Annotated in this window: 9 protein-coding genes and 1 tRNA gene; all 10 read left to right on the forward strand. The window is 32.6% G+C overall.

Annotation, left to right across the window (positions count from 1 at the left end; genetic code table 11):
* Positions 1-64 precede the first annotated feature (64 nt).
* Positions 65-137 (forward strand) — tRNA-Asp (locus CD116_RS00680).
* A 607-nt stretch (positions 138-744) separates the two neighbouring features.
* Positions 745-1,446 carry a response regulator YycF gene (gene yycF, locus CD116_RS00685; RefSeq protein WP_000101976.1) on the forward strand — a complete coding sequence of 234 codons (702 nt, stop codon included), beginning with the start codon at positions 745-747 and terminating at the stop codon, positions 1,444-1,446.
* Between the two features lie 12 nt (positions 1,447-1,458).
* The gene (gene walK / locus CD116_RS00690; RefSeq protein ID WP_047424425.1) at positions 1,459-3,285 is read left to right on the forward strand and encodes a cell wall metabolism sensor histidine kinase WalK; all 1,827 of its coding nucleotides are present in this window, start codon (positions 1,459-1,461) and stop codon (positions 3,283-3,285) included.
* Positions 3,278-4,612 carry a two-component system activity regulator YycH gene (gene yycH / locus CD116_RS00695; protein ID WP_047548302.1) on the forward strand — a complete coding sequence of 445 codons (1,335 nt, stop codon included), beginning with the start codon at positions 3,278-3,280 and terminating at the stop codon, positions 4,610-4,612. The genes walK and yycH overlap by 8 nt, the downstream gene beginning before the upstream one ends.
* The gene (locus tag CD116_RS00700; RefSeq protein WP_047530343.1) at positions 4,613-5,401 is read left to right on the forward strand and encodes a two-component system regulatory protein YycI; all 789 of its coding nucleotides are present in this window, start codon (positions 4,613-4,615) and stop codon (positions 5,399-5,401) included.
* A gap of 386 nt (positions 5,402-5,787) precedes the next feature.
* Positions 5,788-6,588: an MBL fold metallo-hydrolase gene (locus CD116_RS00705; protein ID WP_044033815.1), complete on the forward strand. Its 801-nt coding sequence runs from the start codon at positions 5,788-5,790 to the stop codon at positions 6,586-6,588.
* A gap of 227 nt (positions 6,589-6,815) precedes the next feature.
* Entirely contained in the window at positions 6,816-9,134 is a 2,319-nt protein-coding gene (gene adsA, locus CD116_RS00710) for an LPXTG-anchored adenosine synthase AdsA (RefSeq protein WP_047548308.1), read from the forward strand.
* A 366-nt stretch (positions 9,135-9,500) separates the two neighbouring features.
* Positions 9,501-9,980 (forward strand): 23S rRNA (pseudouridine(1915)-N(3))-methyltransferase RlmH, encoded by a 480-nt coding sequence (rlmH, locus tag CD116_RS00715; protein WP_000704775.1) that lies wholly within the window; start codon positions 9,501-9,503, stop codon positions 9,978-9,980.
* 141 nt (positions 9,981-10,121) lie between these two features.
* Positions 10,122-11,981, forward strand: coding sequence for a DNA methyltransferase (locus CD116_RS00720; RefSeq protein WP_047548311.1), 1,860 nt, complete (start codon positions 10,122-10,124; stop codon positions 11,979-11,981).
* Between the two features lie 2 nt (positions 11,982-11,983).
* Positions 11,984-14,536 (forward strand): DEAD/DEAH box helicase family protein, encoded by a 2,553-nt coding sequence (locus CD116_RS00725; RefSeq protein ID WP_047548316.1) that lies wholly within the window; start codon positions 11,984-11,986, stop codon positions 14,534-14,536.
* Positions 14,537-14,903 lie beyond the last annotated feature (367 nt).

A 14,903-nucleotide genomic window follows, 5' to 3' on the forward strand; every position in this document is an offset into this window, starting at 1 on the left:
TTAAGACACCGCCCTTTCACGGCGGTAACACGGGTTCGAGTCCCGTAGGAGTCACCATCTTTTAGGTCTCGTAGTGTAGCGGTTAACACGCCTGCCTGTCACGCAGGAGATCGCGGGTTCGATTCCCGTCGAGACCGTATAAATGCCTATCCAAGAGGATAGGCATTTTTTTACGCTTAAAATTATATTAATTAAAGAAAAATGGACGAATGATAAACAAAATGATTTATCTGTTCGTCCATTTTCTTTATAATGTACGAATTTCTGGTAATTCAGTTGCAATGTATTTAAAGATAAATGTATAAAACAAAATTTTTAATTAGATTACCATGTACCTTTGTTAATATGCTTCTTCCTAGTGATATGCTAAAAGAGCCCATTTATCATAAATATAATAGTATTTATTTTCCTCACATCCGCACTAATAGGAATTACAATTTTTTCGCATCTTTAATAGCATAAAAATGATTTCATGGTCATGTTATAGGGAAAGACTAATTATTACTACAATACACCGTGAGAAACTAATGAAAAATATTAATATATAAGTTTATATTGGAAAATAGAATTAATAGCTTATAAATGGTAAATTATATAATAGGTTACTATACGTTATAAGACGGAAAATGCGCACAATAACAAAAATAGTAAGCGACATCCTGTGATTTTTTATACAAACATAAACGATAAAGAACAAAAAATGATAAAATAATATTAATGATTTAAGAAAAGAGGTTTATGCAAATGGCTAGAAAAGTTGTTGTAGTTGATGATGAAAAACCGATTGCTGATATTTTAGAATTTAACTTAAAAAAAGAAGGATATGATGTGTACTGTGCATATGATGGTAATGATGCAGTAGACTTAATTTATGAAGAAGAACCAGACATCGTATTATTAGATATTATGTTGCCTGGTCGTGATGGTATGGAAGTATGTCGTGAAGTGCGCAAAAAGTACGAAATGCCAATTATTATGCTAACTGCTAAAGACTCAGAAATTGATAAAGTGCTTGGTTTAGAACTAGGTGCAGATGACTATGTAACGAAACCGTTTAGCACGCGTGAATTAATCGCACGTGTGAAAGCGAACTTACGTCGTCATTATTCACAACCAGCACAAGACACTGGAAATGTAACGAATGAAATCACAATTAAAGATATTGTGATTTATCCAGACGCATATTCTATTAAAAAACGTGGCGAAGATATTGAATTAACACATCGTGAATTTGAATTGTTCCATTATTTATCAAAACATATGGGACAAGTAATGACACGTGAACATTTATTACAAACAGTATGGGGCTATGATTACTTTGGCGATGTACGTACGGTCGACGTAACGATTCGTCGTTTACGTGAAAAGATTGAAGATGATCCGTCACATCCTGAATATATTGTGACGCGTAGAGGCGTTGGATATTTCCTCCAACAACATGAGTAGAGGTCGAAACGAATGAAGTGGCTAAAACAACTACAATCCCTTCATACTAAACTTGTAATTGTTTATGTATTACTGATTATCATTGGTATGCAAATTATCGGGTTATATTTTACAAATAACCTTGAAAAAGAGCTACTTGATAATTTTAAGAAGAATATTACGCAGTACGCTAAACAATTAGAAATTAGTATTGAAAAAGTATATGACGAAAAGGGCTCCGTAAATGCACAAAAAGATATTCAAAATTTATTAAGTGAGTATGCCAACCGTCAAGAAATTGGAGAAATTCGTTTTATAGATAAAGACCAAATTATTATTGCAACGACGAAGCAGTCTAACCGTAGTCTAATCAATCAAAAAGCGAATGATAGTTCTGTCCAAAAAGCGTTATCGTTAGGACAATCAAATGATCATTTAATTTTAAAAGATTATGGTAACGGAAAAGACCGTGTGTGGGTATATAACATTCCAGTGAAAGTCGATAAAAAAGTAATAGGTAATATCTATATCGAATCAAAAATTAATGACGTTTATAACCAATTAAATAATATAAACCAAATATTCATTGTTGGTACAGCTATTTCATTATTAATCACAGTCATCCTAGGATTCTTTATAGCGCGAACAATTACCAAACCTATTACCGATATGCGTAACCAGACGGTCGAAATGTCCAGAGGTAACTACACACAACGTGTGAAGATTTATGGTAATGATGAAATTGGCGAATTAGCCCTAGCTTTCAATAACTTGTCCAAACGTGTGCAAGAAGCTCAGGCTAATACTGAAAGTGAGAAACGTAGACTGGACTCAGTTATTACACATATGAGTGATGGTATTATCGCAACAGACCGTCGTGGACGTATTCGTATCGTCAATGATATGGCACTTAAGATGCTTGGTATGGCGAAAGAAGACATCATCGGATATTACATGTTAAGTGTATTAAGTCTTGAAGATGAATTTAAACTGGAAGAAATTCAAGAGAATAATGATAGTTTCTTATTAGATTTAAATGAAGAAGAAGGTCTAATCGCACGTGTTAACTTTAGTACGATTGTGCAGGAAACAGGATTTGTAACTGGTTATATCGCTGTGTTACATGACGTTACTGAACAACAACAAGTTGAACGTGAGCGTCGTGAATTTGTTGCCAATGTATCACATGAGTTACGTACACCTTTAACTTCTATGAATAGTTACATTGAAGCACTTGAAGAAGGTGCATGGAAAGATGAGGAACTTGCGCCACAATTTTTATCTGTTACCCGTGAAGAAACAGAACGAATGATTCGACTGGTCAATGACTTGCTACAGTTATCTAAAATGGATAATGAATCAGATCAAATCAACAAAGAAATTATCGATTTTAACATGTTTATTAATAAAATTATTAACCGACATGAAATGTCTGCTAAAGATACGACATTTATTCGAGATATTCCGAAGAAGACGATTTTCACAGAATTTGATCCTGATAAAATGACGCAAGTATTTGATAATGTCATTACAAATGCGATGAAGTATTCTAGAGGCGATAAACGTGTCGAGTTCCACGTGAAACAAAATCCACTTTATAATCGAATGACTATCCGTATTAAAGATAATGGTATTGGTATTCCTATTAATAAAGTAGATAAAATATTCGACAGATTCTATCGTGTAGATAAAGCACGTACGCGTAAAATGGGTGGTACTGGACTAGGATTAGCCATTTCGAAAGAGATTGTGGAAGCACACAATGGTCGTATTTGGGCAAACAGTGTTGAAGGTCAAGGCACATCTATCTTTATTACACTTCCGTGTGAAGCTATCGAAGACGGTGATTGGGATGAATAATAAGGAACATATTAAATCTGTCATTTTAGCGCTACTCGTCTTGATGAGTGTCGTATTGACATATATGGTATGGAACTTTTCTCCTGATATTGCAAATGTCGACAATACAGATAGTAAGAAGAGTGAAACGAAACCTTTAACGACACCTATGACAGCCAAAATGGATACAACCATTACGCCATTTCAGATTATTCATTCGAAAAATGATCATCCTGAAGGTACGATTGCGACGGTATCTAATGTGAATAAACTGACGAAACCTTTGAAAAATAAAGCGGTGAAGTCCGTGGAACATGTTCGCCGTGATCATAACTTGATGATTCCTGATTTGAGCAGTGATTTTACGATATTTGATTTTACGTATGATTTACCTTTATCAACGTATCTTGGTCAAGTACTGAACATGAATGCGAAAGTACCAAATCATTTCAATTTCAATCGTTTAGTGATTGATCATGACACCCAAGGACATATCGTACTTTATGCTATTAGTAAAAATCGTCACGATTACGTGAAATTGACAACTACAACGAAAAATGACCACTTTATGGATGCCTTATCTACAGTTAAAAAAGATATGCAACCATACACAGATATCATTACAAATAAAGATACAATTGATCGTACGACACATGTCTTTGCACCAAGTAAACCTGAAAAGTTAAAAACATATCGCATGGTATTTAATACAATTAGTGTTGAAAAAATGAATGCTATATTATTTGATGATTCAACCATTGTGCGTAGTTCGAAGAGTGGTGTCACTACTTATAACAATAATACAGGTGTCGCAAACTATAATGATAAAAATGAAAAATATCATTACAAAAACTTGTCTGAAGATGAAGCAAGTTCCAGCAAAATGGAAGAAACGATACCAGGAACATTTGATTTTATTAATAATCATGGTGGTTTCTTAAATGAAGACTTCAGATTGTTTAGTACGAATAATCAGTCAGGCGAGCTAACATATCAACGTTTCCTTAATGGTTATCCAACGTTTAATAAAGAAGGCTCTAATCAAATTCAAGTCACTTGGGGTGAAAAAGGCGTCTTTGATTATCGTCGTTCGTTATTGCGCACGGATGTTGTTTTAAACAGTGAGGATAATAAAAAATTACCGAAATTAGAGTCTGTACGTTCAAGTTTAGCGAACAATAGTGACATCAATTTTGAAAAAGTAACGAACATTGCTATCGGTTACGAAATGCAAGACAATCCAGACCATAATCACATCGAAGTGCAGATTAATAGCGAGCTCGTACCACGTTGGTATGTAGAGTATGATGGTAAATGGTATGTTTATAACGATGGGAGGCTTGAATAAATGAACTGGAAGCTTACGAAGACACTTTTCATTTTCGTGTTTATTCTTGTCAACATCGTGTTAGTATCGATTTATGTTAATAAAGTTAATCGTTCACATATTAATGAAGTTGAAAGTAACAATGAAGTGAATTTTCAACAAGAAGAAATTAAAGTACCGGCCAGTATATTGAATAAATCTGTTAAAGGTATACAATTAGAACAAATTACGGGTCGTTCAAAAGACTTTAGTTCTAAAGCTAAGGGTGATTCTGATTTATCCACCTCAGATGGTGGAAAATTATTAAATGCGAACATTAGTCAATCGGTAAAAGTTAGTGATAACAACTTAAAAGATTTAAAAGATTATGTTAACAAACGTGTGTTCAAAGGTTCAGAATATCAATTAAGCGATATTAGTTCTGGTTCTGTAAAATACGAACAAACATATGATAATTTCCCGATTTTGAACAATAGTAAAGCGATGTTGAACTTTAATATAGAAGATAACAAAGCGGCCAGTTACAAACAATCAATGATGGATGACATTAAGCCAACAGATGGTGCAGATAAGAAACGTCAAGTAATTGGTGTGAGAAAAGCAATCGAGGCATTATATTATAATCGTTACTTGAAAAAAGGTGATGAAGTCATTAATGCAAGACTCGGTTATTATTCAGTCGTGAATGAAACGAATGTTCAATTGTTACAGCCAAACTGGGAAATTAAAGTGAAGCATGACGGTAAGGATAAAACGAATACTTACTATGTTGAAGCGACAAATAATAACCCTAAAATTATTAATCATTAATATGAATCGTAATAAGCTAGCATTGCAAGCTCATAATATGTGAGGAGCGGTGCTAGCTTTTTTAGTGTGCGTTTTTTATGGATGACGTTTTTGCGTACTAATATGTGCATTTATTCATATAATAAGTAGTACCGCATTGTAAAATTAGCGTAACTGCTATTTTAAAAACTTTAGTATTTGTCTAATCATTGTTATAATAACTAGGACATTCATTGCACGTGATTATCAAAATTTAATTATAAGAGACCGGTCGATGAACTAAAGTTACATAATAGGAAAGGTATACAAAACAGCGCATATACTGATAGTTTCTGTAGGGAAAATCGTATATTTGCACTGATGTATATTGCAGTCATATAGAAAGAGTGACTGCTTAAAGAGAAAGGATGAGCCGCTTGATACGCATGAGTGTATTAGCAAGTGGTAGTACAGGTAACGCCACTTTTGTAGAAAATGAAAAAGGTAGTCTATTAGTTGATGTTGGTTTGACTGGCAAGAAAATGGAAGAATTATTTAGTCAAATCGACCGCAATATTCAAGATTTAAATGGTATTTTAGTAACTCATGAACACATTGATCATATTAAAGGGTTAGGTGTCTTGGCGCGTAAATATCAATTGCCAATTTATGCGAATGAAAAGACTTGGCAGGCAATTGAAAAGAAAGATAGTCGCATCCCTATGGATCAGAAGTTCATTTTTAATCCTTATGAAACGAAATCTATTGCAGGTTTCGATGTTGAATCGTTTAACGTGTCACATGATGCAATAGATCCGCAATTTTATATTTTCCATAATAACTATAAGAAGTTTACGATTTTAACAGATACAGGTTACGTGTCTGATCGTATGAAAGGTATGATACGTGGCAGTGATGCGTTTATTTTTGAGAGTAATCATGACGTCGATATGTTGAGAATGTGTCGTTATCCATGGAAGACGAAACAACGTATTTTAGGCGATATGGGGCACGTATCTAATGAGGATGCGGGTCATGCGATGACAGACGTGATTACAGGTAACACGAAACGTATTTACTTATCGCATTTATCACAAGATAATAACATGAAAGATTTGGCGCGTATGAGTGTTGGCCAAATATTGAACGAACATGATATTGATACGGAAAAAGAAGTATTGCTATGTGATACGGATAAAGCTATTCCAACGCCAATATATACAATTTAAATGAGAGTCACCCTATAAAGTTCCGCACTGCTGTGAGACGACTTTATCGGGTGCTTTTTTTATGTTGTTGGTGGGAAATGGCTGTTGTTGAAATTAAGGTTCTAGTTGAAATGTAAAAAATAATTCGATATTAAATGTAATTTATAAATAATTTACATAAAATCAATCATTTTAATATAAGGATTATGATAATATATTGGTGTATGACAGTTAATGGAGGGAACGAAATGAAAGCTTTATTACTTAAAACAAGTGTATGGCTCGTTTTGCTTTTTAGTGTGATGGGATTATGGCATGTCTCGAACGCGGCTGAGCAGCATACACCAATGAAAGCACATGCAGTAACAACGATAGACAAAGCAACAACAGATAAGCAACAAGTACCGCCAACAAAGGAAGCGGCTCATCAATCTGGTGAAGAAGCGGCAACCAACGTATCAGCATCAGCACAGGGAACAGCTGATGAAATAAACAATAAAGTAACATCCAACGCATTTTCTAACAAACCATCTACAGCAGTTTCAACAACAGTAAACGAAACGCGCGATATAGATACACAACAAGCCTCAACACAAAAACTAACTCACACAGCAACGTTCAAATTATCAAATGCTAAAACAGCATCACTTTCACCACGAATGTTTGCTGCTAATGCACCACAAACAACAACACATAAAATATTACATACAAATGATATCCATGGCCGACTAGCCGAAGAAAAAGGGCGTGTCATCGGTATGGCTAAATTAAAAACAGTAAAAGAACAAGAAAAGCCTGATTTAATGTTAGACGCAGGAGACGCCTTCCAAGGTTTACCACTTTCAAACCAGTCTAAAGGTGAAGAAATGGCTAAAGCAATGAATGCAGTAGGTTATGATGCTATGGCAGTCGGTAACCACGAATTTGACTTTGGATACAATCAGTTGAAAAAGTTAGAGGGTATGTTAGACTTCCCGATGCTAAGCACTAACGTTTATAAAGATGGAAAACGCGCATTTAAACCATCAACGATTGTAACGAAAAATGGTATTCGTTATGGAATTATTGGCGTAACGACACCAGAAACAAAGACGAAAACAAGACCTGAAGGCATTAAAGGTGTTGAATTTAGAGATCCATTACAAAGTGTGACAGCAGAAATGATGCGTATTTATAAAGACGTAGATACATTTGTTGTTATATCACATTTAGGGATTGATCCTTCAACACAAGAAACATGGCGTGGTGATTACTTAGTGAAACAATTAAGTCAAAATCCACAATTGAAGAAACGTATTACAGTCATTGATGGTCATTCACATACCGTACTTCAAAATGGTCAAATATATAACAATGATGCATTAGCACAAACAGGTACAGCACTTGCGAATATCGGTAAGATTACATTTAATTACCGCAATGGAGAAGTATCGAATATTAAGCCATCATTGATTAATGTTAAAGACGTTGAAAATGTGACACCGAACAAAGCATTAGCTGAACAAATTAATCAAGCTGATCAAACATTTAGAGCACAAACAGCAGAGGTTATTATTCCAAATAATACGATTGATTTCAAAGGAGAAAGAGATGACGTTAGAACGCGTGAAACAAATTTAGGAAACGCGATTGCAGATGCTATGGAAGCATATGGCGTTAAGAATTTCTCTAAAAAGACTGACTTTGCCGTGACAAATGGTGGAGGTATTCGTGCCTCTATCGCAAAAGGTAAGGTGACACGCTATGATTTAATCTCAGTATTACCATTTGGAAATACGATTGCGCAAATTGATGTAAAAGGTTCAGACGTCTGGACGGCTTTCGAACATAGCTTAGGCGCACCAATAACACAAAAAGACGGTAAGACAGTATTAACAGCGAATGGTGGTTTACTACATATCTCTGATTCAATTCGTGTTTACTATGATATGAATAAACCGTCTGGTAAACGAATTAATGCTATTCAAATTTTAAATAAAGAGACAGGTAAGTTTGAAAATATTGATTTAAAACGTGTATATCATGTAACGATGAATGACTTCACAGCATCAGGTGGAGACGGATATAGTATGTTCGGCGGACCTAGAGAAGAAGGTATTTCATTAGATCAAGTACTAGCAAGTTATTTAAAAACAGCTAACTTAGCTAAGTATGATACGACAGAACCACAACGTATGTTATTAGGTAAACCAGCAGCAAGTGAACAACCAGCTAAAGGACAACAAGGTAGCAAAGGTAGTAAGTCTGGTAAAGATAAACAACCAATTGGTAAAGACAAAGTGATGGATTCAGTGAAGCAATCAGCGCCAAGTAAAGTTGTGTTGTTACCAACGCATAGAGGAACTGTTAGTAGCGGTACAGAAGGTTCTGATCGCGCATTGGAAGGAAGTGCTGTATCAAGTAAGAGTGGGAAACAATTGACTCGAATGTCAGCGCCTAAAGATAGCGTCCATGAGAAACAGTTACCAAAAACTGGAGCTGATCAAAGTTCAAGCCCAGCAGCGATGTTTGTATTAGTAGCAGGTATAGGTTTAATCGCGACAGTACGACGTAGAAAAGCTAGCTAAAATATATTGAAAACAATACTACTGTATTTCTTAAATAAGAGGTACGGTAGTGTTTTTTTATGGAAAAAAGCTATAACCGTTGATAAATATGGATATAAAAACGGGGATAAGTAATAAGACATCAAGGTATTTATCCACAGAAATGGGGATAGTTATCCAGAATTGTGTACAATTTAAAGAGAAATACCCACAATGCCCACAGAGTTATCCACAAATACACAAGTTATACACTAAAAATTGGGCATAAATGTCAGAAAAATATCAAAAACTGCAAAAAATATTGGTATAATAAGAGGGAACAGTGTGAACAAGTTAATAACTTGTGGATAACTGGAAAGTTGATAACAATTTGGAGGACCAAACGACATGAAAATCACCATTTTAGCTGTAGGGAAACTAAAAGAGAAATATTGGAAGCAAGCCATAGCAGAATATGAAAAACGTTTAGGCCCATACACCAAGATAGACATCATAGAAGTTCCAGACGAAAAAGCACCAGAAAATATGAGCGACAAAGAAATTGAGCAAGTAAAAGAAAAAGAAGGCCAACGAATACTAGCCAAAATCAAACCACAATCCACAGTAATTACATTAGAAATACAAGGAAAAATGCTATCTTCCGAAGGATTGGCCCAAGAGTTGAACCAACGCATGACCCAAGGGCAAAGTGACTTTGTATTCGTCATTGGCGGATCAAACGGCCTGCACAAGGACGTCTTACAACGCAGTAACTACGCACTATCATTCAGCAAAATGACATTTCCACATCAAATGATGCGGGTTGTGTTAATTGAGCAAGTGTATAGAGCGTTTAAGATTATGCGTGGAGAAGCGTATCATAAGTGATGCAGTTTTTGGTATTCCAATAACATTTAGTTGAAGTTTCATTAGAAAAGGTATAATGAATTGGACATTCCCTGTGTATTTTTATTACAAAGTCTATTATCATAAAGATATATACTAAATTTCGATGTATGGAGAGATTATATGAGTGCCAACATATTAGATGAAATCAGTGAAATACTAAGTGGAGTAGAAAAATATTGGATAAATGAAAAACTAGCAAAACAAATAATAATAGAAGATTTACGTAATAACGATACTAAATTGATTTCTAAGCTTTTAGCTAATAAATCTATTAATGAAACATATGTTCAAGACATAGATGGGTATAAAATATTCGACAAAGAATCATTAATTTCATTGTTACGTTATAAAAATTACTGGCAAGATAGCTATACTAAGTATGCTAATAAAATTGGTTTAACGGCGGAAGGTAAATATTTGAATTATAATTCTGATGTGGTATTAGATTTTCCATTTAAGGACTGTGTATTTGAAGGTGGAATGACTAAAGAAGATAGTATTTTAAAAAATAATGAAAAATTTTACAATGAAGTAATTGCTAAAGAAGAAATTGATACTTTATTATCACCTAAAGCTTTCACCAAAGTTAAGAAGTACGATAAAAATGGGCAACATGATATTAAAAGTATTGAAAGTACAGATAATCTAATTATAAAAGGAAATAATTTATTCTCTTTATTTAGTCTCAAAAAGGCATATAAAAAGAAAGTAAAAAGTATAATAATTGATCCACCATACTATTTTAATAAAACAAAAGCTGCTGATAGTTTTGACTATAACTCAAATTTTAATTTTTCTACCTGGTTAATTTTTATGAAAAACAGATTGCAAACTGCAAGAGATTTATTAAGAGAAGATGGAATCATTGCAATTATGATAGGTATAGATGCATATGAGTATTTAAAGGTATTAGCTGATGAAATTTTCTGTTCTGATACTAAAAATAATTATATAGGCACAATTACATGGAGAAAGAGTGATAACCAATCGAATATTGGAACTTTTTCAAACGTAATTGATTATATCCTTTTATATAGAAAAACTTCAAATGCTACCTTAAATAGAATTCCTTTATCTGAAAAAGCTAAAAATGAATATAGTTATGAAGACAATAATGGTAAGTTTAGAAGAGGAATACTGCTACATAAAACTCGAGGAAGATATTATTATGAACTAAAAACTAAAATGGGTACCACTTTAAATGGACCGTGGATGAAAACAAAGGAAGAAATAGAGAAATTAGATAATGAAGGCAAAATATATTGGACAACAAGAGGTGATGGCCAACCTTATGTAAAAATATATCTAGATGATACTAAAGGACAGATACCGAATGATTTTTGGGGTATAGAATTTGGAACTAATCAAAGAGGAGCTAATGAAATAAATAAACTTTTTAATAAGAGAGTATTTAATTTTGCTAAGCCTGAAAAACTAATTAAAAGTTTAGTAGATATTACTTCTTCACAAAATGATATTGTATTAGATTTCTTTATGGGTTCTGCCACTACTCAAGCGGTAGCACATAAAATGAATCGTCAATATATTGGTGTTGAACAAATGGACTACATTAATACTGTATCTATCCCAAGGTTACAAAAAGTTATTGAGGGTGAGCAAGGTGGTGTTTCAACTGATTTAGATTGGCAAGGTGGTGGTTCTTTTGTATATGTTGAATTGGCAAAAGAAAATCAAGAAATCGTTGAAAGTCTTATAAATTGTGGGACAAAAGAAGAACTAAGTCAACAAATCGATAAATTATTAAATGATGGAGTTCTTAATTATGAAGTAGATTTTGATAAGTTTACAAGTACTAAAAAAGAATTTCATGAATTAGAACTTGAAGACCAAAAAGAAGTGCTAATTAGATTGTTAGATAGTAATCAATTATATGTTAATTACTCTGACATTGAAGATTCAGCATATAATTTCACAGAAGATGAAATAGCATTTAACCATAGCTTCTACGGAGGTGAGTAATTATGTCAGAAATGCTACATGATCGTATAGAAAATCAACTGTTTTTACAGTATCCAGATATACCTAATTATATTATTGATAATTTAAATCATCATTTAAGACCATATCAAGAAGAAGCTGTGCAAAGATTAATGTATCTTGAAGAGCAAGATGAAGGTAATTTATACAACAAATTGATGTTTAATATGGCAACTGGTTCTGGTAAAACACTTGTTTTAGCTGCATCAGTATTATATTTATTTAAAGAAAAAGGTTATCAAAATTTCTTGTTTTTTGTTAATAGTACTGCGATTGTCAATAAAACGTATGACAATTTAACCAACACGTCATCTAGTAAGTATTTGTTTAATCCAGAAGGCATTGTCATTGATGGTAAATTGATAAATATTCAAGTAGTAGATAATTATCCCGTTTTACCTGATGAAAATACGATTTACCTTAAATTAACAACGATTAATGCATTGCATGATAAATTAAATTATCCAAGAGAAAATGAAATTACTTATGAAGATTTAGCTCAATTTCCTATTGTGTTATTAGCTGATGAAGCTCATCATCTAAATGTCAGCACAAAGAAAAAAGGCAAAAAAACTACTCAGCAAATTGAAGAAACTAACTGGGAAGTAACTGTTGATAGGATTATGAAGCAAAACAAAAAGAATAAATTGTTAGAATTTACAGCTACGGTACAGTTAGAAGATGATATTTTTGAAAAATATAAAGATAGAATTCTTTATCGCTATGATTTAAAGGAATTTATGCAACAAGGTTATTCAAAAAACGTGACACTTTTGCATGCGAGTGAAGAAAATGAACATAAAATATTACATGCTTTATTAATGAGTGAATACAAAAATTATATAGCTGATAAAAACCATATAACGCTTAAGCCAGTTATCATGTTTCAATCGACTTCTATTAAAGGCTCACAAGAAATACATCAAATGATGCTTGACCGTTTAGAACAATTAACTTATGAGCAATTAGAAACGATAATTGATAATGGTTTTAAATTTTACAGTGGCCAAAATAGTATTTGGAGTAAGGTCTTCAGTTTTTATAAGCAAGCAAATATAGTAAAAGTGTTAGATGACTTGAAATGGGATTTTAATGAACAAACGACATTAAATGTAAATAATGATAAAGAAAAAGAGAAAAATGCTCAATTACTGAATAATCTAGAAGATCCAGATAACCCTATAAGAGCTATCTTTGCAGTGTACAAACTTAATGAAGGTTGGGACGTCTTAAATCTTTTCGATATTGTCAAAATAGATGAGAAGAAAAAGGTCAACAAAAACGCGACGAATGCAGAAGCGCAGCTCATCGGTCGAGGAGCTAGATATTATCCATTTATTTATGAAGAAGAAAAATCGTATAAGCGTAGATTTGATAATGAATTTAGTGATTTAAAATCAATCGAAACGTTACATTATCATACGATTAATGACTCTTCTTATATTAAAAATTTACACCAATCTTTAACAGAAGCAAAAGTTCAAACAAATGCTGATATAAGCGAGATACACGAAGGAAAAGTGAAAAATAAATTTAAAAAAACTGACCTTTTCAAATTTGGAAAAATATATGTTAACAAAACAGTGCCAACAACTGCTGAGGACTACAAGAAATTAGAAAATTATAACGCATCTAGGGAATATCAAAAGGAGCTATTCAAGGTTAGTGAGTCAAATTTAACTCAAGGTATTAAAGCTATAGCTGAAGATCGTAAAGAAATAAGATTAAATATTAATAAACCATTATTACAAAAAGCTTTAAGAAGTAATCCATTCTTTAGATATTCTAATTTAAAAGAGTATGTACCTAGTATCACAAGTATGCAGACATTTATAAAGTCAAAAGATTTTTTAGGAGATTTAGATATCAGTGTAACTATACCAAAAGAGATGGATATTAGTGATATCACATCTAAACTAAAGTTGTCTGTATTGAATGATTATTTAAGTAATTTAGAAACAAAAATTAAAAATAATTATCTGAAAGTCAAAGGTACAACTATTTTTGAAGGTATGAAACTTTCAGAATTAATCGATGATTATGTTGTCGAAGTGAATAATGTCAATAGAGATGTAACAGACTTAGATGATCAGAAGAGACCTAAAAATATGGGACAACATGATTGGTACATTTATGATAAAGCTATTGTAAATGGTCTTGAGAGTGATTTGATTGACTTAATCAATAACATGATGGAAGATCTACAAAATAAATACGAAGAAGTTTATTTAATACGTAACGAACGTAAAATTAAGTTTAGAGAAATAGATGGTGTGAGAGGTTTTATGCCTGACTTCTTGTTGTACTTAAAAGATAATGAATACACATATCAAGTATTTGTAGAACCTAAAGGTCAACATTTATTATTAAATGATAAATGGAAAGAGCAATTTATGTTATCATTGAATAAAAGACATGATATTGAAGTACTTGCTGAAAATAATGATGTTAGATTAGTAGGATTATGCTTTTATTCTGATGATTTAACAAAAAGAAAAGAATTTAAGGATCAGTTTAACAATCAACTATTAAATTAAGTATTTAGCATTAAAAAATGTAAATAACAATCAAAAAAATATAATTTTAAGAGCATTTCCTACTCCAAAAAGTAGGAAATGCGCTGTTTATAGTATTAATTCTTTGATTCTTATTATATATTTATATAGACCGCATGTATTATTAGTTAGTATACTTGATGTCTCATTAATTCTTTCTACAATTCAATTTTAGTTTCATGATTCATAGATGTTTTAAATCCATTCCATATTTGAACTGTTTCATCATCTTTAACTACGATGGTATTAGCCTCAATACCTGATTTATTATTTACATTAATTGTCCATTTTGAACCATTGTATTCCGGTTTTATGAACTTTAATAAATCAGCATCTCCTACTTCATGTC

It is taken from the genome of Staphylococcus schweitzeri, from assembly GCF_002902405.1.
Classification (GTDB): domain Bacteria; phylum Bacillota; class Bacilli; order Staphylococcales; family Staphylococcaceae; genus Staphylococcus; species Staphylococcus schweitzeri.

Excerpts from the sequence above, each read along its gene's own strand:
- CD116_RS00720 (WP_047548311.1), top strand. The coding sequence starts at position 10,122 with ATGAGTGCCAACATATTAGATGAAATCAGTGAAATACTAAGTGGAGTA.
- walK (WP_047424425.1), top strand. The coding sequence starts at position 1,459 with ATGAAGTGGCTAAAACAACTACAATCCCTTCATACTAAACTTGTAATT.
- CD116_RS00725 (WP_047548316.1), top strand. The coding sequence starts at position 11,984 with ATGTCAGAAATGCTACATGATCGTATAGAAAATCAACTGTTTTTACAG.
- CD116_RS00700 (WP_047530343.1), top strand. The coding sequence starts at position 4,613 with ATGAACTGGAAGCTTACGAAGACACTTTTCATTTTCGTGTTTATTCTT.
- CD116_RS00705 (WP_044033815.1), top strand. The coding sequence starts at position 5,788 with ATGAGCCGCTTGATACGCATGAGTGTATTAGCAAGTGGTAGTACAGGT.
- adsA (WP_047548308.1), top strand. The coding sequence starts at position 6,816 with ATGAAAGCTTTATTACTTAAAACAAGTGTATGGCTCGTTTTGCTTTTT.
- rlmH (WP_000704775.1), top strand. The coding sequence starts at position 9,501 with ATGAAAATCACCATTTTAGCTGTAGGGAAACTAAAAGAGAAATATTGG.
- yycH (WP_047548302.1), top strand. The coding sequence starts at position 3,278 with ATGAATAATAAGGAACATATTAAATCTGTCATTTTAGCGCTACTCGTC.
- yycF (WP_000101976.1), top strand. The coding sequence starts at position 745 with ATGGCTAGAAAAGTTGTTGTAGTTGATGATGAAAAACCGATTGCTGAT.